Origin of the sequence: Corynebacterium sp. MSK044 (assembly GCF_030232825.1) — a bacterium.
Taxonomy (GTDB): Bacteria; Actinomycetota; Actinomycetes; order Mycobacteriales; family Mycobacteriaceae; genus Corynebacterium.
In genome coordinates, this window is record NZ_JASPJJ010000011.1 from 39,020 (window position 1) to 62,048 (window position 23,029).

At 62.0% G+C, this 23,029-nt stretch carries 22 protein-coding genes; 13 read left to right on the forward strand and 9 right to left on the reverse strand.

The genetic code is table 11. From position 1 onward, the window contains the following. Positions 1 to 435: a hypothetical protein gene (locus tag QP994_RS07670; RefSeq protein WP_284855451.1), complete on the reverse strand. Its 435-nt coding sequence runs from the start codon at positions 433 to 435 to the stop codon at positions 1 to 3. Between the two features lie 133 nt (positions 436 to 568). Here QP994_RS07670 and QP994_RS07675 point away from each other — a divergent pair, with 133 nt between their 5' ends. Both QP994_RS07675 and QP994_RS07680 read left to right on the forward strand, forming a co-directional pair. Further along, entirely contained in the window at positions 569 to 979 is a 411-nt protein-coding gene (locus tag QP994_RS07675; RefSeq protein ID WP_284866011.1) for an HAD-IA family hydrolase, read from the forward strand. Then, positions 979 to 1,473, forward strand: coding sequence for a DUF6912 family protein (locus tag QP994_RS07680; protein ID WP_284865984.1), 495 nt, complete (start codon positions 979 to 981; stop codon positions 1,471 to 1,473). Before QP994_RS07675 ends, QP994_RS07680 begins: the two co-directional genes overlap by 1 nt. 230 nt (positions 1,474 to 1,703) lie before the next feature. On the opposite strand, the gene rsgA is transcribed toward QP994_RS07680, so the two are convergent. Both rsgA and aroA read right to left on the reverse strand, forming a co-directional pair. After that, the gene (gene rsgA, locus QP994_RS07685; protein ID WP_284865985.1) at positions 1,704 to 2,768 is read right to left on the reverse strand and encodes a ribosome small subunit-dependent GTPase A; all 1,065 of its coding nucleotides are present in this window, start codon (positions 2,766 to 2,768) and stop codon (positions 1,704 to 1,706) included. Beyond that, positions 2,761 to 4,035, reverse strand: coding sequence for a 3-phosphoshikimate 1-carboxyvinyltransferase (gene aroA, locus QP994_RS07690; RefSeq protein ID WP_284865986.1), 1,275 nt, complete (start codon positions 4,033 to 4,035; stop codon positions 2,761 to 2,763). Before aroA ends, rsgA begins: the two co-directional genes overlap by 8 nt. Positions 4,036 to 4,070: 35 nt before the next feature. Here aroA and QP994_RS07695 point away from each other — a divergent pair, with 35 nt between their 5' ends. Next, the gene (locus tag QP994_RS07695) at positions 4,071 to 4,745 is read left to right on the forward strand and encodes an SOS response-associated peptidase (RefSeq protein ID WP_284865987.1); all 675 of its coding nucleotides are present in this window, start codon (positions 4,071 to 4,073) and stop codon (positions 4,743 to 4,745) included. On the opposite strand, the gene ybaK is transcribed toward QP994_RS07695, so the two are convergent. Then, the gene (gene ybaK, locus QP994_RS07700; protein WP_284865989.1) at positions 4,703 to 5,173 is read right to left on the reverse strand and encodes a Cys-tRNA(Pro) deacylase; all 471 of its coding nucleotides are present in this window, start codon (positions 5,171 to 5,173) and stop codon (positions 4,703 to 4,705) included. The genes QP994_RS07695 and ybaK overlap by 43 nt on opposite strands. 28 nt (positions 5,174 to 5,201) lie before the next feature. On the opposite strand from ybaK, the gene QP994_RS07705 reads away from it, so the two are divergent. Both QP994_RS07705 and QP994_RS07710 read left to right on the forward strand, forming a co-directional pair. Further along, on the forward strand, positions 5,202 to 5,807 hold the full coding sequence (locus QP994_RS07705) for a sigma-70 family RNA polymerase sigma factor (RefSeq protein WP_284865991.1): 606 nt from the start codon (positions 5,202 to 5,204) through the stop codon (positions 5,805 to 5,807). Continuing rightward, positions 5,807 to 6,055 carry an anti-sigma factor gene (locus tag QP994_RS07710; protein WP_284855444.1) on the forward strand — a complete coding sequence of 83 codons (249 nt, stop codon included), beginning with the start codon at positions 5,807 to 5,809 and terminating at the stop codon, positions 6,053 to 6,055. The genes QP994_RS07705 and QP994_RS07710 overlap by 1 nt, the downstream gene beginning before the upstream one ends. Positions 6,056 to 6,336: 281 nt before the next feature. Here QP994_RS07710 and QP994_RS11235 read toward each other — a convergent pair whose 3' ends face one another. Together QP994_RS11235 and QP994_RS07715 are read right to left on the reverse strand one after the other, a co-directional pair. After that, complete coding sequence (locus QP994_RS11235; protein ID WP_095066802.1) at positions 6,337 to 6,411, reverse strand: 50S ribosomal protein bL37; 75 nt, start codon at positions 6,409 to 6,411, stop codon at positions 6,337 to 6,339. A 129-nt stretch (positions 6,412 to 6,540) separates the two neighbouring features. Then, positions 6,541 to 6,798, reverse strand: coding sequence for a WhiB family transcriptional regulator (locus tag QP994_RS07715; RefSeq protein ID WP_034664433.1), 258 nt, complete (start codon positions 6,796 to 6,798; stop codon positions 6,541 to 6,543). Positions 6,799 to 7,344: 546 nt separating this feature from the next. On the opposite strand from QP994_RS07715, the gene QP994_RS07720 reads away from it, so the two are divergent. Then, positions 7,345 to 7,836 carry a hypothetical protein gene (locus QP994_RS07720; RefSeq protein WP_284865993.1) on the forward strand — a complete coding sequence of 164 codons (492 nt, stop codon included), beginning with the start codon at positions 7,345 to 7,347 and terminating at the stop codon, positions 7,834 to 7,836. On the opposite strand, the gene QP994_RS07725 is transcribed toward QP994_RS07720, so the two are convergent. After that, the gene (locus tag QP994_RS07725; RefSeq protein WP_284855442.1) at positions 7,833 to 9,059 is read right to left on the reverse strand and encodes an Rv3212 family protein; all 1,227 of its coding nucleotides are present in this window, start codon (positions 9,057 to 9,059) and stop codon (positions 7,833 to 7,835) included. The two genes, QP994_RS07720 and QP994_RS07725, sit on opposite strands and share 4 nt — an antisense overlap. Continuing rightward, entirely contained in the window at positions 9,056 to 10,360 is a 1,305-nt protein-coding gene (locus tag QP994_RS07730) for a DEAD/DEAH box helicase (protein ID WP_284865995.1), read from the reverse strand. Before QP994_RS07730 ends, QP994_RS07725 begins: the two co-directional genes overlap by 4 nt. A 103-nt stretch (positions 10,361 to 10,463) precedes the next feature. On the opposite strand from QP994_RS07730, the gene QP994_RS07735 reads away from it, so the two are divergent. From QP994_RS07735 to QP994_RS07765, 7 genes are read left to right on the forward strand one after another with little or no spacing between them, the layout of a single operon-like run. After that, the gene (locus QP994_RS07735) at positions 10,464 to 10,688 is read left to right on the forward strand and encodes a DUF3107 domain-containing protein (RefSeq protein ID WP_284865997.1); all 225 of its coding nucleotides are present in this window, start codon (positions 10,464 to 10,466) and stop codon (positions 10,686 to 10,688) included. A gap of 54 nt (positions 10,689 to 10,742) precedes the next feature. Next, the gene (locus QP994_RS07740; protein ID WP_284866013.1) at positions 10,743 to 11,621 is read left to right on the forward strand and encodes a DUF3152 domain-containing protein; all 879 of its coding nucleotides are present in this window, start codon (positions 10,743 to 10,745) and stop codon (positions 11,619 to 11,621) included. A 25-nt stretch (positions 11,622 to 11,646) separates the two neighbouring features. Continuing rightward, entirely contained in the window at positions 11,647 to 12,378 is a 732-nt protein-coding gene (locus tag QP994_RS07745) for a hypothetical protein (protein WP_284865999.1), read from the forward strand. A 3-nt stretch (positions 12,379 to 12,381) separates the two neighbouring features. Continuing rightward, complete coding sequence (locus QP994_RS07750; RefSeq protein WP_284866001.1) at positions 12,382 to 15,543, forward strand: PD-(D/E)XK nuclease family protein; 3,162 nt, start codon at positions 12,382 to 12,384, stop codon at positions 15,541 to 15,543. Between the two features lie 34 nt (positions 15,544 to 15,577). Then, positions 15,578 to 18,904 carry an ATP-dependent helicase gene (locus tag QP994_RS07755; RefSeq protein ID WP_284866015.1) on the forward strand — a complete coding sequence of 1,109 codons (3,327 nt, stop codon included), beginning with the start codon at positions 15,578 to 15,580 and terminating at the stop codon, positions 18,902 to 18,904. 52 nt (positions 18,905 to 18,956) lie between these two features. Continuing rightward, positions 18,957 to 20,078, forward strand: coding sequence for a potassium channel family protein (locus QP994_RS07760; RefSeq protein WP_284855437.1), 1,122 nt, complete (start codon positions 18,957 to 18,959; stop codon positions 20,076 to 20,078). Next, a complete protein-coding gene (locus QP994_RS07765; RefSeq protein ID WP_284866003.1) occupies positions 20,078 to 22,123 on the forward strand; it encodes an ATP-dependent DNA helicase UvrD2 in 2,046 nt (681 codons plus the stop codon). Before QP994_RS07760 ends, QP994_RS07765 begins: the two co-directional genes overlap by 1 nt. Here the strand turns inward: QP994_RS07765 and QP994_RS07770 are convergent. Next, positions 22,120 to 22,962 carry a hypothetical protein gene (locus QP994_RS07770; protein WP_284866005.1) on the reverse strand — a complete coding sequence of 281 codons (843 nt, stop codon included), beginning with the start codon at positions 22,960 to 22,962 and terminating at the stop codon, positions 22,120 to 22,122. The genes QP994_RS07765 and QP994_RS07770 overlap by 4 nt on opposite strands. Positions 22,963 to 23,029: the final 67 nt, after the last annotated feature.

Sequence of the window (23,029 nt, forward strand, 5' to 3'; positions counted from 1 at the left end):
CTAGAGCACCCTAAAGGCGTGCAACCGGCCGTCCTTCATGCGTGCCACCCACGCATAGTTGCGTCCCTCTGAGGTTGCGGTGCCGTGGTACTCGCCCTCACCACGGGCATGCGCACTCAACACGCGCACCGCCCCCGTCGGTGGTGCCCCGGTCCGGCGCCGTGCCCGCACATGCGCCCGCACACCATAACTGAAGCTGCGCTTCTGTAAGGTGCGGATATCGCGGATACCAAAAGCTGCATCCAACGCCACTCGTACCAGCGGGGACACCGCGGCAAGCTCAGAAGGATCGGGCGCCGGACCACCAATCTTCCCGGACAAGGCGGCCTGGGATAAACGGCCTGGGGAGCGCCCCAGCGGGCGCGAATCAACCGGCTTTGGAACATCTGGCACCAGGACTTTGAGGTGCGAATGGCCGGGAACGGGATAGTACACTTATTGCCTCCTTGGAAAGCAGAACGTTTTCCTCAAGGCAGGCGGGTCAATGGCTAGGTATCATTGTGCCAGGACTGGGCCGGATTGGCTGGGAAATGAACGTCGAAAAGCAAAAATGCTGGAGGAAATGAAGATGCAAGGCTTGATTCTGGACTACGCGGGTGTGCTCGACGGCGACGCTGAAGACGCACGCCGCTGGCAAGAACTCCTCGCCGCCGTGCGCGCGGCCGGGATTGCCACCGGCATCCTCTCCAACGTCCCCGGCGGCGACGAAGCTGACCCCATCCGCGAGTGGGAATTCCGCGGCCACGTCGACGCCGTCGTACTCTCCGGCGAAGTGAGGGCCGAAAAACCCGAAACCGCCGCATTCCAAGCCGCCGCCGACGCCATCGGCGTGCCCCTCAACGAATGCACCATGATCGACGACGACATCCTCAACGTCCGCGGTGCCGTCGAATCCGGCATGATCGGCATCCTGCATACCGCGTTTGACCGCACCGTCGTAGAAATCCAATCCCTCTTCGGCATCGAGGGCGAGTTCTAATGCGCGTGTACGTTCCGGCGACATACGCCATGCTCAAGGAACTCAACGCCGACGGGCGAATCCACGCCCGCAGTGGCTGGGGCTTCGCCGCCACGCCCGCCCTCGTCGCATTTTTCACCTCCGGGGACCAGGAAGAAATTGAGCTCATCGCGTTTGATGACGCAGCCTTGGCCTCTCTCCGCCTCCTCGCCATCGGCGACGAACCCGACTATCCCCACCGCCGGGTGGTCATCTCAGCGGATGTGGAGGCCGTGGAGCACTCTGACATGGGCGAATCCGTGGTCAAAGTCTCAGGCCCCATCGCGCTTGAGGATGTGGCCGCCATTCACATCGACATCGAAGAAGCTGAGCCCGCCACCCGCCGTGCCGTCGAGCTTATCGACGCCGCCGACCTCGGCGACGAAGACGCCGAACTCGCTGTCGGTGATGCCCAGGACAACTACATGGCGTTCTATGACCCGACCGAGCTGCCGTTCCTGGTGGAGTTGATGTAGAAGCCGGGTTTGGGTCTGGCTTTGGCCTGGGTGGGGCCCGTTTTGGGTCTTTCCGGACCTTTCATGGTTGGGCGTGTGTAAACGGATGCATCGCTAAAATGGGGAGTTTCTAAAACCCCTGGTAGTGGATTTATGCCACTTGATAGTTACCGCTACAATGTAAAGTTTTACACGCGGTTAGTCGCGTGAGGGGCTCGGGACCGGTGGGGGCCTGGGGCCGGTGAGGGGCTCTAGTCGTAGGTGGTCTCGTTGATACGGAGCGCCTCAAGTAGATGGCGGACAGCCTGAACACGGCGGCCGATCACGGAGTCCTGGCCATCGCGGGCGGTGAGGTCGTCCCAGGCGCACTCCGGATCTGCAGGTGGGCCGGCGTGGGTGCAGCCGCGGGGGCAGTTCTCGGCGGCTTCGGCGAGTTCGGGGAAGGGATCGAGCACGTCGTTGGGGGAGACGTGGGCGAGGCCGAAGGAGCGGATACCAGGGGTGTCGATGATCCAGCCGGGGTGCTCGGGCCCTGAACCAGAACCAGCGCCAGAACTCTTACCCGGCAGCTCCAGGGCCACAGACTGGGTCGAGGTGTGGCGGCCCTTGCCTACGCCGGAGACTTCGCCGGTCTCGCGGTTGGCGGACGGGACAAGACGGTTGACCAGGGTTGATTTGCCTACGCCGGAGTGGCCGATGACGGCGGACAGTTGGCCGGTGATGCGGCCCAACAAGGGGTCGAGGTCGTCTGCGATGCCGGTGTGGAGGACATCCACGTCGAGGTCGACGAGTTCCTGTTCGAAGGCGCCGGGGTCGCCGAGGTCGGATTTAGTCAGGCACACCACAGGGGTGACGCCGCCGACAAAGGCGGCGATGAGGGCGCGTTCGACGAACCCGGTGCGCGGAGGTGGGGCGGCCACTGCGCAGACGATGAGGAGGATGTCGGCGTTGGCGACAACGATGCGCTCATAGGGGTCCGTGTCATCGGCGGTGCGGCGCAGTTCGGAAGTGCGGTCTTCGCGGCCGACGATGCGGGCGAGGGTGTCTTTGCGCCCGCTGGTGTCACCCACCACGCGGACGCGGTCGCCGACTTCGATGGAGGTGCGGCCCAACTCGCGGGCACGCATACACACCACACGGGTGCCGTCTTCCAGCACGACGCCCCACCGGCCGCGGTCTTTGGTGATTACCAGGCCGACGACGGCGTTAGCGTGTTTGGGCCGGTCCTTAGTGCGGGGCCGGGAGCCTTTGCCGGGGCGGACTTTGACGTCGGATTCGTCGTAGCTGGAGAAATCCCTGCCTGCGCGTTTAGCCATTAACCATGCCTGTCCACATGTCGGCGAAACCGGGGAGGGTTTTTGAGGTGGTCTCAATATCTTCGACAACCACGTCCTCGGTGGTCAGGCCGATAATGGCACCGGCGGTGGCCATGCGGTGATCGGCGTAGGAGTGCCATACGCCGCCGTGGAGGGGAGCGGGGGTGATGCGGAGGCCGTCCGGAAGCTCCTCGCACTTACCGCCCAGTTTGTTGATCTCTTGGCTCAGCGCGGCGAGGCGGTCGGTCTCGTGCCCACGCAGGTGGGAGATACCGGTGAGCATGCTTGTCTGTGTCGCCTGCGTTGCCAACGCCGCCACCGTTGGCGTTAGCTCCCCGATGTCACTCATGTCCAGGGTGATGCCCTGCAGCTGGCCACGCGGTGGCCCCGTGACGGTCAGCGTGTAGGAGGGGCCATCGGCGATGAGTTCGACCTCGCAGCCCATGCGCTCGAGGATGAGGCGGATGAAGTCACCGGCCTGGGTAGTTTTCTGTGGCCAGTAGGGGATGCTCACTGAGCCACCGGTGACGGCTGCGGCCGCGAGGAAGGGGGTGGCGTTGGACAGGTCTGGCTCGATGACCCAGATTTTGCCGCTAATGGGGCCGGGGTGAACGGTCCATTCGTTTTGTTTGACATCAACCTTGACACCGGCCTCACGGATCATGTCCACGGTCATCTCAATGTGGGGCATGGAGGGCAGGCGACCACCGGTGTGAACCACGGTCAGACCACGGTCAAAGCGTGCGCCGGCGAGGAGGAGGGCGGAGACGAATTGGGAGCTGGAGCTCGCATCAATTTCCACGCGTCCGCCAGGGGCGCTGCCGGTTCCGTTGACGGTGAACGGTAGGGAATTGCCGTCCACAGAAACACCCAGGTGGCGCAGGGCGTCGAGGACGGTGGTGAGGGGGCGGGAGCGGGCTTGAGCGTCGCCGTCGATAAGCACGGGGCCTTGAGCAAACGCAGCGGCGGCGGGCACGAACCGCATGACGGTGCCAGCTAATCCGCAATCCACAGTGGCACCCACCAATTCACCGGGTGTGACGGTGATGCGCTCGGCCTCTTCCGTGAAGACGACGCCCATGTTGGACAGGGCGGCGCGCATGAGGTCCGTGTCGCGCGAGTGGAGTGCCCCGATGATCGTGGACTGGCGGTGCGCCAACGCGGCGAGCACATACGCGCGGTTGGTCATCGACTTGGAGCCGGGCACAACCTGGGTGTGCACGAACGGATCAGGATGGAACGGGGCGGGCCACAAATGGGAGGTCATGCGGCCAAGCATACCGGCGGGCCATAATGGGGGACATGTGCGGACGCTTCGTTCTTTTCACCACCGGCGACGAACTGTTGGAAGCCGTGGGCTCGCTGTCCAGAATCACCGCAGTCCACGCTCCCGACGGCACCCCGCCGCCGCGCTACAACATCGCGCCCACCCAGCAAGTGCCGCTCGTGCGCATAGACAAGACCGAAGCGCTTATCGACGCCGCCCGGTGGGGCCTCCTTCCCACCTGGAAGAAAGACGACACCGGCGCACCCCTGTTCAACGCGCGTGGGGAAACGGTGGCGGAAAAACCTTCGTTTCGCTCAGCCTTCAAGGCGCGCCGGGGACTCATGGTGCTCGATGGCTACTACGAGTGGAAGCAGGAAGGGAAGGGTAAAAAGCCCTACTACGTCACCCCTCACGACGGGCTGCTCTACGCGGCAGCGCTGTGGGACACGGGCCTGGATAGGCTGTCCACCGCCATGGTGACCACGGATGCCACCGAGAACATGGCGTGGTTGCACCACCGCCTGCCACTGTTCTTGAGAGCGGATGAGGTGGAGCAGTGGGTGCATGGCACGCCTGAGGAGGCATTGGAACTCATTCACCCGTCGCGGGTGGCCTCGGACTTAGAGTGGCGCCCCGCTGCCAGCGAGGTGGGCAACGTGCGCAATGACTATCCGGAGCTGATCGGGGCGAAGGAAGCGCCCACCACCTGAGCCAAATCCTGCGGGTTCAACGCCACAGTCAGACCGCGCTTGCCGGCGGAGACGTAGATGGTGGGGGAGGGGGCGAGGGAGGCGTCGACAAGCGTTGGAAGTGCTTGCTTTGTGCCAAGCGGGGAAATACCACCGACGATGTAGCCCGTGACGCGCTGCGCATCTTTGGGTGCGGCCATTTCTGCGTTCTTCCATCCGAGCGCCTTCGCCGCTTTCTTGAGGGCGAGTTGACCCGCCACCGGCACGCAACACACCGCGAAATCCCGCTCATGGTGGATGACCAGCGTTTTGAGCGTCACCGCAGGATCAATGCCCAGCTCAGCCACCGCATGATCCCCGAAATGATCCGTGTGCGCGGCATACTCCAGGAGCTCGTAGGGCACGCCCGCAGCGTCCAAAACAGCAAGTGCTTGAGTCTTCGCAGCCATGCCGGCAAGCCTAGCTAGAATGACCCACATGGCCGACAACGACCTTGAACGGCGCTTCAGCGAAGAAGCGCTACCGCTCCTCGACCAGTTCTACGGCGGTGCGCTACGCATGACGCGCAACCCGCAAGACGCTGAAGACCTCGTGCAAGAAACCTACCTCAAGGCTTTCAACGCATTCGGCTCCTTCAAAGAGGGGACCAACCTCAAGGCGTGGATGTACCGGATTATGACGAACGCGTACATCAACACCTACCGCAAAAAGCAGCGCCGCCCGCTGGAAACCTCTGCTGAGGATGTGACCGACCGGCAGTTGTACACCACCAGCTCCCACGACTCGACCGGCCTGCAATCCGCGGAGGTCGAAGCCCTGCGCAACATGCCGGACGCAGCCATTGCGGACGCCATGAACTCGCTTAACGACGACTACCGCATGGTCGTCTACCTCTCCGACGTCGAAGGCCTGGCATACAAGGAAATCGCCGAAGCGCTGGACATTCCCATCGGCACCGTCATGTCCCGCCTCCACCGTGGAAGAAAACAACTCCGCGAACTGTTGAAGGATGTAGCGAACGAACAAGGCATCGGCCTGGACAGCACCGACAAACAGAGCACTGGCCTGGAGGAGCAGAAATAATGGGTGACTGCAACATCGAACCAACCCGTGCACAAGCGCTGCTCTGCGAATTCTTCGACCCCGACACCCCGCAGGCCCGCGTGGAGGAAATCCGCGCCATCATCCAAACCTGCCCCGAGAATTTTGCCCGGCTGAAAACCGAAATGGAGATCCGCCAGATCGTCCGCCGGTGCAACTGCCAGGACCAGGCGCCGGAGCAGCTGCGGCAGCGGATCGTGCGGTCGATCTCCATTACCTATTACAAGTAGGGGTTTGGCTTCTCGGGGGGACAAACCGTGATGAATGAACTGCAATAAATCAACTGCAATAAATGAACTCAAATAAACCAGGTGGGCGCATCAGTTTTCGTAAGAAGCTGGTGGCCCATCCTGGTTTATTTGAAAACGTTTATTGGGGTTTATGTTTTGGCGGGGTCCAGACAGGTTCCTGCTACTTAACCCCTACTTCACCTCCATTAGCCCGGCAAAGACAGCACCCCTCCACCCGGTTGGACAACCAGGTGAAGGGGTGCTTCGCTGTTTAACTCTGCTTAGGAGTTGGGACGCTTGCCGCGGTTAGCGCTCTTCTTGCGGCGGTCCTTGCGCTTACGACCACGCTTGCTCATAACGACCTCCTTGGGCCAGATGGAACGGACAGTAAATACTCTGTCTGATCACTGTATCGGGGTGGGCAGGTGCGATGGAAATCGGCAGCCTAGGCGGGGCGATGCCCGCCTAGGCACAAGTAAAAGGAATTAGGCGGTGACGCGCTGGCGGTTGCGCTGCTTGTTGCGGCGCTTGAGGGCGCGGCGCTCCTCCTCGGAGAGACCGCCCCACACGCCGGCGTCCTGGCCCGTCTCGAGTGCCCACTTCAGGCACTGGGAGGTAACGGGGCAGCGGTGGCAGACCAGCTTGGCCTGTGCGATCTGGGAAAGTGCAGGGCCGGAGTTACCAACCGGGAAGAACAGTTCGGGGTCTTCGTCGCGGCATACTGCTTCGTGGCGCCAATCCATGATGAGGTCTCCTTTAAAGTCTGGGTGCGTGGCAGCGCTAAACGCTGCCGTTAAGCGGGGTGGAACAAGTGGTGCTAACCGCACTCCGGGGCACACCACGGCGCGCTTTGCTCACGGCTCTTCAATAAACGGGGCAGGCGCGTGAAATACGCGGGGCTTTCCCGGTGATGAATGGTCGTGCGAAAAGTTGAGCGGATCCGGTCTGATGTGGGCGGTACTTCCCGATGGTTGCGGGACCCGTCTTCCGTTTACCGGATGTTAACTCCGTGGTGATCTGGAGTTGGTGGCTGGGTAACCAGCTCTTTGTTTTTGCTACCCGTGAATAATGGCACGTTTACATACACTCCGCTAGGGGTAGAAGCCAAATTGTGATGCAATTCATATTCATTGGCGCATATTTAAGGCTTTTTGGAGGGGGCAGCGGGGTCAACCGTCGGGAAAGTGTTTGTGTTGAAAACTGCTTGAACTGCACTTTTGGGGCGGTGGGGCGATAGGGGGAGGGGGAGGGAGTTCGTCAAATCACTATCAACCCATAGGATGATGTGCGTGAGTTCTAACGCTTCTAATCCTGAATCAAAGAGCACAACCGCCGGCGTTCCTGTCGTGGGGACGGTCCCGGCGCCGATGAAGGTCGCGGCGATTGTGGCGATCCTTGAGGGCGTCGTCGCTATTGCCGGTGGCGTGTACTTCGCCATCACACAGGCGCAGATGGGCACGGATGAGACGTTGGTGGAATCCGATACCCCGGCGTTTGCCTTTGTGGGTGTTGGCACCGCGATCTTCGTGCTTTTGGTGTTCGGCCCGATGCTCGCCGGCGCCGTGGGCATTCTGCGCGGTCATACGTGGGGGCGCAGCCTCATTGTGTTCCTGAACGTGCTGCTCCTGGGCATTTCGGTCTACATGTTCAGTGGCGGTGCAACCACGCTTGGTGTGATCACGTTGTTCGCGGGGTTGCTGGCGTTGGGGTGTGCGTTGCATCCGGCGTCCACAAGTTGGGCAACCGCAAGCTTCGACGAGCGTCGCGCACGGCAGCTCTAGGAAGCGTCGAGGACAACGACGGTATCGCCACGCTTTTCGACGATCGTGGCACCCGCCGACCCCAACGCCACCGGCCCGCTGTAACCGGCGCGGTCAACGGGGATGGTGTGCTCGGGGTGGTCGACGTTCCAGTCGGCGATGGCAACACCTTCGGCGGTGGGGTAGAGCAGCCGGTCACCCACACCCACGCCGGTGCCGAGAGCACCCTGGTAGATGGTGGTGACGGCGAGCTCCGACGGGTCGAGGAGCAGTAGATTGTGGCCGTCGAAGTATGTCATGTTGTGGGGGAGATCAGCGACCTGTGGCACAAGAATCCGGCTGGGGGAGTCTGCCAGCAGATTGGACGCGGGGACGTGAGAGCTGTGAAGTTGTGCGCCGTCCTGTGAGTAGGACGTCACGGTAGAAGCCGCCGGATCGTACACAGCAGCGCCGTCTTGGCTGATGGCCACGAGGTAAGCCCCCTCGGGGATAGACACGGATTCGTGCATCTCAGGCTTGCGGGAATCCTCCGGGGTCGTGTCCTGGAAGCGCAGCCACGTGCCATCCTCGCAGGTCTCGGTGATGGCCAGGAGTTCCGTGCGCGTCAGCGCGGAGGTCAGCGTGCAGCCAGGGTGTGGCTGCATATCGGGTTCTTGCGGGGCTTTGACATCGCCGTATTCGACGGTGCGGACGAGGTCGGAGCGCCAGAGCTCCGTGCGCGAATATTCACGGTCAATACCCAGGATGCCCACGCGGTCATTGGAAGAAAAGACGGTTGCTGCCTGGGTGTTTCCCGCAGAGCGGGTGTTGGCGTACTGGCCTGTCAGTGCATTGATGCCCACGACGTCACCGCAGCCAACATTGGTGCGGTACACGGCCACGACTTTGCCCCAGGCACCGGCCATGCCGCAGAGTTCAGCGCTGCGCTTATACGTCCACTGCTCGGTGCCGTCTGGTGTGGTGCCAGTGATGGTGCCGTCGCTGTAGGTGATAATCACGCCGTTGACAATCAGCGGGCGCGCCTGTGGTGAGGTGTCCGGCAGGGTGAAAGATTCGGTGAGGGTGTCTGGCACGGCAGCGAGGGCGCCGGCATCGGTGAGCTCCTCGGCTGCTGGTGAGAGGTGGTCCTGGCGGATCGGTGCTGTGAAGTAGGCGATGAGCAGGGCTACGAGGCAAACGGTGGTGATAACGGCGGTGGCAATGAGGTCACCGCGGGTGCGGCGTAGAGGCTTGTTGGTGCTCATCGGCGGCGCCTCCGGGGGCGGGCAGAAGATTGCTCACTGCGAGGCTTCCTCCGGCGCAGACCGTGAACGGGGCGCGGGGCGCCGACGGTGGGGCCGGCGTCGGTGGGGATGTCTAGGGCCGCGAAAAGCTCGGGGGAGGTGGAGAACCAAGATGGAGGTTCGGGCATGTCCAAGTTCAGGTCGTCGTTGATGAGCTTCCACTTGTGGGTCTCATCAAAGCCGACGAGTGTGACCGCGGTGCCGGTGCGTCCAGCGCGGCCGGTGCGGCCAATGCGGTGGACGTAGGTCATGGGGTCGTCGGGGGTTTGGTAGTTGATTACGTGGGTGACGTCATCAACATCAATACCGCGGGCGGCAACGTCGGTGGCCACGAGGATTTCAATGTCACCGGAACGGAAAGCATCGAGGGAACGCTCGCGTGCTTCCTGGCCCATGTCGCCGTGGACCGAGCCGACGGCGAAACCGCGGCGTGCGAGGTCTTCGGCCACATCAGCGGCGGTGCGCTTCGTGCGGGTGAAGATGATGGTCTTGCCGCGGCCGTCGGCCTGCAAGATGCGCGCGGTCACCTCGGGCTTGTCCATCTTGTGGGAGCAGAACACCACTTGCTTGGTGGTGTCATGGACCTGGGAGGACTCGGTGGATTCAGCGCGGATGTGAATTGGCTTGTTCATCATCGATCGCGCCAAAGCGAGGATCGGGCCTGGCATGGTCGCGGAGAACAGCATGGTTTGAACTGGCTGGTTCAGCGCACCCCAGAGCTTCTGGATGTCGGGCAAGAAGCCCAGATCGAGCATCTCATCGGCCTCATCGAGGACAAGGATGGCCACCTGGCTCAAATCCAAATCACCGCGCTGGTGGAGGTCCAGCAGGCGGCCAGGGGTGCCCACGACAACATCAACGCCAGCCTGCAGGGCGTTGATTTGTTCGTCGTAGGGGCGGCCGCCATAAATCGTCGATAAGCGAACAGGCGTATCTTGTGCGGCGAGCGCGAGATCCTCACCCACCTGGACGGCGAGCTCACGCGTGGGGGCGATGATGAGGGCGCGCGGGGTGCCGTCAAGCTCGGCGATCGCAGCATCATCAAAAACACGATCCAGGAGTGGGACTCCAAAAGCTAACGTCTTGCCCATGCCCGTTCGGGCCTGGCCGATGAGATCACGGCCTTCCAGCGCGATGGGCAACGTGAGCTCCTGGATGGAGAACACATGCGTCATACCGTTACGCGCTAAGGCCTCCACAATCTCCGCGGCAACGCCAAGCGCGGCGAATGAGGGCGGTGACTGTTCAAAGCGATCGGGCACGGTGAACATCTTAACCGCCCACCGTTACAATGTGCCTATTGCACAGTTTGTGTAGAGCATTTGTATAGAGCTGTATAGAGCAAAGGACAGTGAGATAGCCGCAATGGAAATCAAGATTGGTCTGGCAGATAGCCACCGTGAACTCTCCATCACCTCGCCGAAAGGCCAGGACGAGATTTCGGACCACATCACTAGGGCCATTGAATCCGGTACACCCACCGTCACGCTCGAAGACGAGCGCGGCATGAAGTATGTAGTGCGTACGGAGCGCATCCTCTATGTCGAATTGGGTAACTCCACCCCGCGCGCTGTCGGCTTTTCTGGCTAAAAGCGCGATAGGTTTGGCCCTATGGATTACAGCCCCGATGAACCCGAGGTGCGCATGAGCGGAAACCATTCCAGTTCCGCATTGCAGAATTTTGTGCGCACCTACGGTTGGCGTGCCTACGCCATTCCGGTGCTCGTTGTGGTGACGGCGCTTGTGGTGTGGTCAATTGTGACAACGCCGGCGGGGGAGACCGTGGGTAAGTCCCGAGCGCCGGAAGAGGTTCAGGGTTCCTCTGTGCGTAAAACCGTGGAGGATATGCCGATCGGTGAGGTGGGTATCACCGAGCTGCCACCAGGGGGGCCGTACACGGAGCAGGGGGAGGGGACCTTCCGCCCAGTGGGGGCCACTGGCATGCAGATTGGTGAAGGCCACCAGCAGGTTGTGCGTTTTGCCACTGAGGTGGAAGACGGCATTGATACCCGCGGCTATGGCGGGGATGACGCGTTTGCCGCGATGGTGGATGCCACTTTGGCGGATCCGCGCGGCTGGACGAATGACCCGAATGTGCGTTTTGAACACGTGGGTTCGGACGAAGATCCGGATCTACGCATCCAGTTGATCTCCGTGGGAACAGCCCGCTCCACCTGCGGTGATGACTTGGGGCTGGAAACGTCGTGCCGCATTTTCAATGAGGTTGACGGGGACCGGGTGCTCATCAACGAGTCCCGCTGGGTGCGTGGCGCGGCACCTTTCCAGGGGGATTTAGGCAGCTACCGCCAGTACGTGATCAACCATGAGGTGGGCCACGCGCTGGGCTATGCGGAGCATGAGCCGTGCCCAGCCAACGGGGATTTGGCGCCGATCATGATGCAGCAGACTCTCAGCCTGAATAACCAGGAGCTCTATGACCTCAACCCGGACGAGGTCTACCCACAAAACGACGATACGTGTCGCGCGAACCCGTGGCCATACCCGCGTCCGGCGGTGCTGTAGAGACTGTAGGAGGGCCGTAAAAGTGATGACTATTCCCGGACATGTTCTGACGTCGTTCCAGGCCGATGATTCGCACCCCAGCCCGCTCGGCCCGGAGTGGGGCAATGGCACACGGTTTGGCCGGATGGTCATTGCGGAAGCACCCGCGCATGCCACATGGTCGTCCAAGTTGCGGGAGAAAGTCACCGTGCCAGGAGTGCGCGTGGTGCGCCCCGTGCGGACGACGGATGGCCGTTTCACCGTCGCCGGTTACCGTGCCTCCGATTTCGTGGAGGGGGAGCCGGGTCACCGCGTGGATGAAGCGATTGCCGCGGCCCTGCGTTTCGATGAAGCCGTGGCCTACTTTCCTGCCCCCGCACTCGACCGCGATGATGCCTGGGCGCGCGCCGACCGTGCCGTGTGGGCTGCGCACCCCGAATATGTCAAGGGTGGCCAGCTCAGCCATGCGGATTTCTTTGGATGCTGCATTTTTGATGGCTCACTGCCACCCGCATTGACAGACATTGTGCCTGCAGAAGGTCCCCGCCCGCACGGGTACAGCGCCGCGCTCACGCTTATCGACGGCCTTTTGGCCGACGCCGTCGACGACGCCGTGCTAAACCGCTGGTCCCACATCCCGGACCTGCTGTTTTTGTGCGAGCGGGCGCTGGAGTATCGCACGAGCCTGGCTATGACATTCGGGGCAGAAGCGAACGTTAGTTCGAATATTGATCGGGTGGGTTCCCTCCTGATGTCGCACCGAGGTGCAACACTGTAGGGCATGAATTCCCCGCAGACACCCGCGCTACCGCCTCACCCACGGGCTTACCTTGTCCGCCGTGAACGCACGGTGCGTGACCGCACGTGGCCTGTTGATCTGCCGGATTCCGGCATATGGAAGGTCACCGGTGAAGCCGGCTCGGGTGTGACGAGCTTCCTCATTGACACGGCTGCTGACCGTATTGCCGCTGGTGCGGACCCCAATGGGGTGGTGGTGATCACTGCTTCTAAGGAATCCGGTGCGCGCGTCCGCCAGGAGTTATCGGACAAACTAGCCACCTTAGGTTTTGTGGCTGATGAACCGATCGTGCGTTCCGTTCACTCTCTCGCGTTTGCCCTCCTGCGTGCAGCCGAACCGGAAGACGGTGGTGAAAGTAACCAGATCCGTTTGATCTCTGGTGCGGAGCAGGATTTTGCCATCCGCGAACTCCTCCAGGGCCACGTGGAAGACGGTGGGGGTTCATGGCCGGAAGAGCTCCGTCCGGCGCTGCCGATGGTGGGCTTTGCCCGCCAGTTGCGCGACTTTTTGCTGCGCGCGGTGGAGCGCACGCTCACACCAGCTCAGCTCAAAGAGATGGGGGAGCAGCACAACATTCCCACCTGGAGCGCTGCCGGTGACTTCCTTGCGGAGTACCAGGATGTGATGGCTCTTTACGGTGCCCGCAGCTACTCCGCCTCAGAGCTCGTGGATCAAGTGCTGCGCGCGCCGCTGCCACGCACGTGGCACACCGTCATCGTGGATGATGCCCAGCACCTGGATCCTGCCTCGGGACAGTTGGTGTCCCGCTTGATCGCCGAGGCGGACCTCGCTGTCGTTGGCGGTGACCTGGAACAATCCGTGTTCCGTTTCCGCGGTGCCTCCCCGCTTTTCTTTGCCAATTTTGAACGCGATCTTCACGCCCAGACCGGCATGGACGTGAACGTGGTGGACCTCGGCGCCACACGCCGCAACCCGGCCGCGGCCGTGGCCATTGCCCCGTCGGAGGCACTCAACCACGCCACCGTGGTGGATGCTCTGCGCCGCGCTCACCTGGGTGATGGCGTGCCATGGAGTGACATGGCCGTGATTGTTCGTTCCGCCAGCATGATTGAGCCACTGCGCCGCGCCCTGTTGCAGGCCGGTGTCCCCGTCGCAGTGAACCCCACTGACGTTGTGCTCAGTGAACAGAAAATTGTCATGGCCATGCTGTTGGGCCTGCGCGCGCTGCGTAGTGATGGCAATGACAAGGAGCACTTGAGTATGGCGCAATGGCGCCAGCTCCTCCTCGGCCCGGTGGGTGGTGTGGATCCAGTGACCCTGCGCCGTCTTTTGCGGGGATTGCGCCGCTGGCAGCCCGAAGCACGCGCTGAGGACACTCTGCGTGAGCTGCTTAACCAGCGCAGGGAACTGCCGGACTTTGGTTCAATGCTGACGCAGCGGGAACTGGATATTCTCACCCGGATGCGCAGCGTGCTCGAGGCTGGGCGTGCGGAAGTGGAAGCTGGGGGCAGCGTTGAGGAAGTTCTGTGGGCTGTGTGGTCGGCGACGAAGCTGGCGGACAGCCTCATGGCCATTGCTTTGCGCGGTGGCGCCGGTGGCTCCCAGGCGGACCGTGATCTGGACGCGATGATGTCTCTGTTTGACGCGGCGGGAGACTTCACCGAACGTCGCCCCACCGCCACGATTGATTCCTTCATCGCCCACATTGAGGAACAAGAGCTGCCCACCGGTGTGCGCGACCGCCGTACCGCAGTGCCAGATGCCGTGCCATTGCTTACCGCACACGGTGCCGCTGGCAGGGAATTCCGCCGCGTCATTGTCAGTGGCGTGCAGGAACTGACGTGGCCCACGTTGAGTGAAACCGGCACGCTCATGCGCCAAGAAGACCTCATTGACTTGGTGGACGAAGGCATTGATCCGGCTACGCCGGTGTCCCACACCGCGGACCGCCTTAAAGAAGAAAACCACCTGTTCCACATGGCGGTGAGCCGTGCAACAGAAAACGTGCTGGTCACCGCCGTGGACTGCCCGGACGGCGACGAAGTGGTCGAGCCTTCCCGCTTCGTGGAGGCCTTCGCTGCCCAGTCTGGTGCAATCCGCACGATGGTTGTGCCCGACGAGGCGGACATTCCCAACACGCCGCAGGCCGAGCACGCCGCCGATGAGGAAGACCCGTATAGCTATGTCCGCGTGCGTGTCTTGGCGGTCGAGGATGTGATTGCGGAACTCCGCCGCGTTGTCACCGACCCGGAGGCTGATGAGGAGCATGCCCGCCAGGCTGCACGCCAGCTCGTGCGCATGGCGGAAGTAGGCATTCCGGGGGCGGATCCGGGGGATTGGTGGGGGGTGAGGGATCCGTCGACAAGCGAAGCGATGGATCCACCCAGTCGCCTCTCTCCCTCACGGATTGAGGGGTTGCTGCAGTGTCCGATGCGGAATGTGCTGGAGCGCGACATCACGGCCACATCCACGGATGCAATGACCCGTGGCACGCTCGTGCACTACTTCTTCGAGGCACTCGGCCGTGGCGCTGACCCTGAACTTGCCCGCGCGGACACGATCACGGCGTACACCGAACTGTTCGACGTGCCTGAGTGGAAGCGAGCGAATGACCTGACTGCCTTTGAGGAGATGCTGGATAGAGCAGCGAAATGGGTCGCTGACACCCGCGGGACCTTCGACGTGCTCGGCGTGGAAGTGCCGGTGCACGTGGAAGTCGCCCCTGGTGTGGTGATTGGCGGCCGCATTGACCGGCTGGAGCGTGAAGGCGACGTCACGGATGACGCTGCCCCCGTACACGTGGTGGATCTGAAAACATCCAAGTACGCGGTTTCCAACAAGGAGATTGAGGAGCATCCACAGCTGCTTGCTTACCAGCTGGCCTTGTCCCACGGTGTGTGGCGTGATGGGGCAGTGGTCACCGCAGCCGAAGGGGAAACACCGCTGACCGTTGGTGGCGGCACCCTGGTCTACCCCGCGGCGGAGACGGTCAGCGTGACAACCCGGACGCAGGCACCCAAGGATGAAGAACAGCGCGCTGAATTCACGGAACTGATCAAGCCTCTGCCCGCTGAAATGACTGGACCGCAATTACGTGCCGTGACCGGCCCTCACTGTGATTTTTGCCAGATCAAAAACATTTGCCCCGCACAGCCCGAAGGAGAGGTGACCACCCGTGGTTAACGCAGGACACGCAGCACATACCGTGGCAACCCCGATGCCACCACGCACACTCTCAAAATACTTGGGCGATGCGTTCCCGCCGACCGATCAACAAGCAGCAATCATCGGCGCTGAACCCGGACCACTGCTCGTGGTTGCTGGTGCCGGAGCTGGTAAGACCGAAACCATGGCATCACGCGTGGTGTGGTTGGTAGCCAATGGCTACGTGCGCCCAGAAGAAGTCCTCGGTCTCACGTTCACCCGCAAAGCAGCGCAAGAACTGGGCAAGCGTATCCGTAAGCGCCTGGAACGCCTTGCCGCTAATGATCAATTGGTGCGCCGCCTGGACCCGACGGGGCAGCTGGCTGAAAACCTCACCGCGATCGCACCAACGGTATCCACCTATGACTCCTATGCGGGCTCCCTCATCCGTGAATACGGTCTGCTCGTGCCGGTTGAGCCGGATGCGCGCTTGATCACGGCTGCGGAACTCCATTCGATTGCCTGGGATGTGGTGTCCAATCACGCCGGTGCACTGCTAGAGGGGGTGAGCAAAAACCCGACGGTAGACACGGTCGTGGACACGCTCTTGGCATTGGTTACTTCCATGGGCAATGAGGTCTACCCGCCAGAGCGCATCAAGGAGGAGGCAACAGCCTTCATCGATAACCTGGCTTCCCTCCCGCGCGGTAAAGCACGGGAGAACTACAACAAAGACGTGCAGAAGTGGGTGGACACCCAGCAGATCCGCACAGCCTACGCGGAGCTGGCCGGGGAACTCGCCGCGGAGCTGCGTGCTCGTGGTGTGGTGACCTTCAATGAGCAAATGTCCGTGGCGGCGAAGCTCGCTAGTGAGCACGCGGCCGTCGGGGCATCCCAACGCGACCGTTTCCGCGTAATCATGCTGGATGAGTACCAGGACACCTCCCACGCCCAGCGCGTTCTGCTGCGCAGTCTGTTCGGGGACAACGCCGATGATCCTGAACGCCACGCACATCCACTCACCGTCACAGCCGTGGGTGACCCGATGCAGGCGATCTACGGTTGGCGTGGAGCCACCGCAGCGAACTTGGCTGCTTTTGTGGAGGACTTCCCGCTGGCCGATGGAAGCCCGGCACCGAAAGCGCAGCTGACCACATCCTGGCGTAACCCGCCGGAGGTTCTGGCCCTGGCGAACTCTGTCTCCGATGCGGTGCTTGGTTCCCCCGATGGTGCGCCACGAGCAGTGGAACCGCTGGAACCCAAGCCGGAGGCGAGCCCCGGCCAGGTGGAAATCGGCTACTTTGCCACCGAAGAGGAGGAAGTAGACGCCATTGCTGATGCGATCACGGCTGATTACACCGAGAAAATCAACGCGGGTGAAGCGGTGGAATCCGCGATTCTGGTGCGCAAGAACCGGCACTCCGCACGCTTTGCAGAAGCCCTGGAACAGCGCGGTGTGCCCTATGAAATCGTGGGTGTAGCCGGGTTGCTCACAGTCCCGGAGATCGCCGACACGGTCGCCGTTGCCCGTATGCTCGTGCACCCGCAGGACTCCACGGCGGCGCTGCGGATCCTTGCCGGCCCGGCTTGCGGTCTTGGGCTGAAGGACATCAGCGCACTCTCCCAACGCGCCGTGAACCTCGCCGGTGGGCGCCGTCATGGCAGTGCCACGGATGAACTGGGGCCCGATGCGGACGCGCGTGAACGCCTACAAGTTCAGCTGGCTGAGCTCATTGCGGATGCGGAAAACACCAAGGGTGAAAACGAACGTCACGTGGGTCTTGCGGATGCGGTTGCGGATCTGGGTGAGACAGATCGCTACAGCGAAGAAGGGCTTGTGCGCCTGCAGGAACTCTCCGCGAAACTCCGCCACCTGCGCAAGTACAGCCTGGGCAAGCGGTTGCCCGATCTTTTCGCGGACATCATCTCGGTGTTTGGCATCCGCACGGAAGTGCTCTCCCGCAATTCCCCCACGGGCGCGGTGCACCTTGATGCCTTTGCCAAAGTGGTGTTCTCCTACCCCGGATCGGACCTGGAAGGTTTCCTGAACTACCTTGACTTGGCCGCCGAACACGAAGATGGTTTGGAACCTGGCGCTGTGGTGACCAGTGGGGATCGCGTGCATATCCTGACGGCACACAAGGCCAAAGGCCTGGAGTGGGACACCGTTGCCGTGGCTCACGCGGATGAGAAAACTTACGGCTCCACCGTGGCTACCTTCCTCGGCCAAGTTCCGTACGTGCCGGATGATTCCTTCGATGCATTTGAGCACGCGGACACCCGTTCCGATTTTCAGAATCTGACCAAGGAATACCTGGATCAGAAGCGCAAGGACTTGGGTGAGGAGTCTGCGCGACTCTTCTACGTCGCTGTCACCCGCGCCGCCAAGCGCCTCATTGTCACCGCGTCGGCCAAGGTTGCCGGCCGGAAGGCAGAAGCCAAACCCTACGAGCATTTCCTGCCGTTCAAGGACATCACCCTGGATGACACGCCTGCCGCCGATGTCATTGCGTGGTGGGATGGCACGTCTGATGAGGAAGAACTCGACGTCGCCGCTGCGCACGAGGGGATCTGGCCGAACTACGCCGCTGAATCTGAAGCGCTAGCAGGTGCAGCGAAGGTCCGGGCAGCACAGGCCACCCTCCCGGAGAAGCCGGATAACACCCGCACTGATGTGGACGGCGAGTTGTTCACGCAGTGGGAAAACGATGTTACCGCGCTGATCAATGAGCACATCGCCGCACAAAGCCCCGAGGTGGCCGTGACTATGCCGGGCACGTTGACCGCATCAGACATCGTCGCCCTGCGTGCCGACCCGGAGCAATTCGCCCGCCGTGCGCGCCGCCCGGTGCCGTTCAAACCGAATTCCTACGCCAAGCGCGGAACAGCGTTCCACGAATGGGTAGAAGGTTTCTTCGGGGCACGGCCCCTGCTTGACGACGATGAATTGCCCGGCAACACCGAACCCTCCGTCGACGCCGCCACCTTGGCTCGCCTCAAAGAATCCTTTGAAAACAGTCAATGGGCTGGGCGCACACCGGAACATATTGAGCACCCCTTTGAAATTGATTTGGGTTCATCCACCGTCCGTGGCCGTATCGATGCGATCTTCTTAGACGCGCCAGATCCAGTAACGGGCGAGCAGTCCTGGACCATCGTTGACTGGAAAACTGGTGGTAAGCCGCAAGCAGCAGAAATGCGTGCAGCGAAACTTCAGTTGGCGGTGTACAAGGAAGCATGGCGCCGCATTGCGGATGATGGCCGCAAGATCAACGCCGTGTTTTTCTACGTGCGCACCGGCGAAGATTTCGCGCCGGCTGACCTGCCCGAACGTGCGGAGTTGGAGGAGCTGTTGCAGTCTGCAGCCGTCGAAGGTCTAGAGTCCGATCTAAAGTCCTAGTGATGAGAGTGATCACTCTCATCACTAGAGAACCAGAAGGAATGGAGGTGGCATGAGGCCGTCGTTCAAGGCACCGATTCGGTTTCGTGAGCAGCTGCGCGGTGAGGATCTCACGGCGCTGCCTGATCACGCGCTGATTAATGTCATCCGCCTACCCCAGACAGCGCGTACCACCCCGTGGGCGCTGATCAGCCGTCGTTTCCTCTACGCCATCCTGCTCATTGTCATCGTGGCGGTTCTCGTGTGGCTGGACAAAGACGGTTACAGCGAGCCGCTCACCTTCATCGATGCCGTGTATTACTCCGCGGTATCACTGTCCACCACCGGCTACGGTGACATCACGCCGGTGACGCAAACCGCCCGCCTAGTCAACATCTTGGTGGTCACCCCGATGCGTGTGGCCTTCCTGATGCTGCTCGTCGGCACCACTCTGTCCGTCCTTACTGAGGATTCCCGCAAGACACTGCAACTTCAACGCTGGAGGAAATCCGTGCGCAACCACACCATTGTCATCGGCTATGGCACGAAAGGCCGCTCCGCTGTAGACGCGCTTCTGGCTGAAGGGATGGCACCATCCAACATCGTGGTCATCGATGACAACCATGAGTCCCTAGCCCATGCCGAAAATCGCGGCCTCGTTGCTGTGCACGGCAATGGCACGAAGTCTGATGTGCTGCGGGTGGCCGGTGTGAGCCGTGCCCGTTCCGTGGTCGTCGCCCCGTCCAGCGATGACACCGCGGTGCTGGTCACGCTGTCGGTGCGAGAGATCAACCCTGGTATCAACATCGTCGCCTCTGTCCGTGAGGCGGAAAACCAGCACCTGCTGGAGCAGTCCGGTGCGGACTCGGTGGTCATCTCCTCCGAAACGGCAGGTCGTCTCCTGGGTATTGCTACGAGCACGCCATCGGTGGTGGAGATGATTGAGGATCTGCTGAGCCCGGACGCGGGCTTCACGGTTGCGGAGCGCGCCATCGTGGACGATGAGGTTGGTTCCAACCCGCGCCACCTCGCCGACATTGTTCTGGGTGTGGTGCGTTCTGGTGAGCTCTACCGCCTCGATTCCCCCGAAGCGGAGTCGGTCGAGCCGGGCGACCGGTTGCTGTACATCCGTTACGCCGATGACACCCAGGATGATCTGACGGAAGCTGCACGCCTCCAGGAAGACGATCTCTAGTGATCGATCTGAGCCAGCTTGACGACGATCAGCGGGTTGCCGCCACCGCCCCCCGCGGACCCGTGTGCATTTTGGCGGGCGCGGGAACGGGTAAGACCCGCACGATTACCTACCGCATTGCTCACCTGATTGACCAGGGTTTTGTGGCCCCGCAGAAGGTTCTTGCCGTGACGTTCACATCCCGCGCAGCGGGGGAGATGCGTGATCGCCTCCGCGAGATGGGCATTGGTGGGGTGCAAGCCCGCACCTTCCACGCAGCGGCACTGCGCCAGCTGCGCTACTTCTGGCCGCAGGTGGCGGGGGATCTGCCGTGGCAGCTCATTGACAACAAGTTCCCCCTCGTTGCTCGCGCTACACGCACGGTTGGCCTGGAACCAGACAAGGAACTCGTGCGCGACCTGCTCACGGAGATCGAATGGGCGAAGGCATCCCTGATCAGCCCTGATGGCTATGCCGAGAAGATCGCCGGCAGCCACCGTGAGCCGCCAGCGGATGTAGAGAAAGTCGCGGCGGTGTACAGGCGCTACGAGGAATCCAAGACCAGCCCCGAAGGTATGGCGCTGGATTTTGATGACCTGCTGCTGCACGTCGCCGGTGCCCTGGAGAACGCACCGGCTGTGGCGGAGGAATTCCGCAGCCAGTACCAAACCTTCGTGGTGGATGAGTACCAAGACGTCACCCCGCTCCAGCAACGCGTACTGGAAGGATGGCTGGGGCAACGCGATGACCTCACCGTGGTGGGGGATGCGAACCAGACGATTTATTCCTTCACTGGGGCAACGCCGGATTATTTGTTGAACTTCTCCCGGACATACCCGCACGGGACAGTGGTGAAGCTCCAGCGGGACTACCGTTCCACCCCTGAGGTGACGGATCTAGCTAACACGGTGATCTCCAAGGCGAGCGGCCGTGTTGCCGGCACTCGCCTGGAATTGCAGGGCATGCGCGATCCGGGACCGGACCCAGTCTTTGCCTCTTATCCCGATGAGCCGACGGAAGCACGCGAGGTGGCCACGCAGATCAAGAAGCTCATCGCGGCTGGAACTCCGGCCCGGGAGATCGCGGTGCTGTACCGCCTCAACGCCCAATCGGCGGTGTTTGAGCAGGCACTGTCTGATGCCGGGATTGTGTACCAAGTGCGTGGCGGGGAAGGCTTCTTCACGCGCCCGGAGATCCGCGAGGCAATCAACACCCTGGTGGGCGCCACCCGCCGGACAGATTTGCCGGATGATCCGGTGGCCATTGCCCGCGCCGCATTCGCCCCCTTGGGGTTGAGCGCCACGGAACCAGAGGGTGCCCGCCAGCGTGAGCGCTGGCAGACACTCAATGCGCTGGTGGAATTGATCTCCGACATCGTGAATACCGGCGAAGCCACGAACCTTCCGGGTGTTCTGCAGTCCCTCCGCCAGCGTGCGGAATCGAAGCAGCCACCATCCGTGGATGGCGTCACCTTGGCCAGTTTGCACGCGGCTAAGGGGTTGGAATGGGATGCTGTCTTCCTCGTAGGCCTGGTGGAAAAGACTCTGCCTATCTCTCACGCCATCAAGGCGGGGGATGAGGAGGTGGAGGAGGAACGCCGCCTGTTCTACGTGGGTATCACTCGTGCGCGGGAGCACCTGCAGCTCTCATGGTCCTATGCCCGCCAAGAGGGCGGCCGAAAGTCCCGCGAACGGTCCCGATTCTTGGACGGGATCGCGCCTCAACTGGAGGTGGAGGCAACACCGGAGCGTCTCAAACGGGCGAAGGCCTGCCGGATGTGTGGCTTCCCGCTGGACACCCCAGCGGAGAAGAGCCTTGGCCGGCATGAGGACTGTGAACCGACCTACAACGAGGCTGCCTTCCTCGCGTTGAAGCAGTGGCGGCTAGACGTGGCGCGGGAAAACCAGCACCCGCCGTACATGGTGTTCACGGATGCAACACTGCTGGGCATCGTCGAAGAGATGCCAGAAACGGCTGCTGGCCTGCTGAGTATCTCCGGTATCGGGCCGGCGAAGTTAGAGCAGTACGGGGAAGATGTCCTCGGGGTGCTGGAGGATTACCGCTAAATCGCGCACACAGGGCAGCGGGAATGCTTGTCGACGACTTCCGTGTTCACCGGAACAGGCCCAAAGGGATCCACTGCTACCGTGGTGCCCCGTTGCAACGCGCCCGCGGTAATTCCCGGGGGCATGGCAACGTCGGCTGCGCGACGGATGAGTGCCGCGGCCGCTGAAGCCCCAGCTGAAAGAACCACAGGATCAGTGGAGGGTGGTCCATCGGGCAGTGTGGTGGCCACTTGGTGCAAGCCGGGATCACGGTCAAGGAGATAGAACTCCGCGCACACGAGGCAGGGGCCAGAACTACCTTGACTGATGGGCCCCACCACGATGCGCGCATCCACCGTGACAACAGGGATGTTCCACGTCCGCTGTTTAGTCAATTGCCTGTCGACGGCAATGTGCTGGGCAACGCGATTCACAACCACCAGCGGAACATGTTCGGCCAACCGGTACAGAAAAGCACCATCGGATTCGTGTCCGAGGGGTACCCGCACGGTCACACCGGAGTCCTCCAGAAGTGCGCGCAGCTCTTTGGCTAGTGGGGAGGATCCCACCATGGCCACGGGGGTAGTGGCGGTGGGGGTGAGGATGCGGTAGGCCACAAGGTCGTCGATAAGCGAACGCGCAGCTCCTTCCGTAAACCCGTCGATGCCCATCAGCATGGTGCGCACCTCGTGGATACGTGCGGGCGTGGTTAGCCCGGCGAGAAGTGGGCGTAGAGCATCCGCGAATTGCGTTTCGACGATGCCGCAGCGCGTGGCGTCCATACCGAATTGCAGGACGCCTGAGTCCCGGCATGAAACGTGCACGCCGCGTGCAAGCGTGACTAATGTGGAATCCTTCAAAGTCCCCCCTAAATGAACGTTCCCCCGAACAACATGTGGACACTATCGAACCACAGAAAGACCACCG

Bases quoted from the DNA above. Each gene is read 5' to 3' on its own strand.
- QP994_RS07675 (WP_284866011.1), top strand. From the start codon at position 569: ATGCAAGGCTTGATTCTGGACTACGCGGGTGTGCTCGACGGCGACGCT.
- QP994_RS07680 (WP_284865984.1), top strand. From the start codon at position 979: ATGCGCGTGTACGTTCCGGCGACATACGCCATGCTCAAGGAACTCAAC.
- rsgA (WP_284865985.1), bottom strand. From the start codon at position 2,768: ATGGCTAAACGCGCAGGCAGGGATTTCTCCAGCTACGACGAATCCGAC.
- aroA (WP_284865986.1), bottom strand. From the start codon at position 4,035: ATGACCTCCCATTTGTGGCCCGCCCCGTTCCATCCTGATCCGTTCGTG.
- QP994_RS07695 (WP_284865987.1), top strand. From the start codon at position 4,071: ATGTGCGGACGCTTCGTTCTTTTCACCACCGGCGACGAACTGTTGGAA.
- ybaK (WP_284865989.1), bottom strand. From the start codon at position 5,173: ATGGCTGCGAAGACTCAAGCACTTGCTGTTTTGGACGCTGCGGGCGTG.
- QP994_RS07705 (WP_284865991.1), top strand. From the start codon at position 5,202: ATGGCCGACAACGACCTTGAACGGCGCTTCAGCGAAGAAGCGCTACCG.
- QP994_RS07710 (WP_284855444.1), top strand. From the start codon at position 5,807: ATGGGTGACTGCAACATCGAACCAACCCGTGCACAAGCGCTGCTCTGC.
- QP994_RS07715 (WP_034664433.1), bottom strand. From the start codon at position 6,798: ATGGATTGGCGCCACGAAGCAGTATGCCGCGACGAAGACCCCGAACTG.
- QP994_RS07725 (WP_284855442.1), bottom strand. From the start codon at position 9,059: ATGAGCACCAACAAGCCTCTACGCCGCACCCGCGGTGACCTCATTGCC.
- QP994_RS07735 (WP_284865997.1), top strand. From the start codon at position 10,464: ATGGAAATCAAGATTGGTCTGGCAGATAGCCACCGTGAACTCTCCATC.
- QP994_RS07740 (WP_284866013.1), top strand. From the start codon at position 10,743: ATGAGCGGAAACCATTCCAGTTCCGCATTGCAGAATTTTGTGCGCACC.
- QP994_RS07745 (WP_284865999.1), top strand. From the start codon at position 11,647: ATGACTATTCCCGGACATGTTCTGACGTCGTTCCAGGCCGATGATTCG.
- QP994_RS07750 (WP_284866001.1), top strand. From the start codon at position 12,382: ATGAATTCCCCGCAGACACCCGCGCTACCGCCTCACCCACGGGCTTAC.
- QP994_RS07755 (WP_284866015.1), top strand. From the start codon at position 15,578: ATGCCACCACGCACACTCTCAAAATACTTGGGCGATGCGTTCCCGCCG.
- QP994_RS07760 (WP_284855437.1), top strand. From the start codon at position 18,957: ATGAGGCCGTCGTTCAAGGCACCGATTCGGTTTCGTGAGCAGCTGCGC.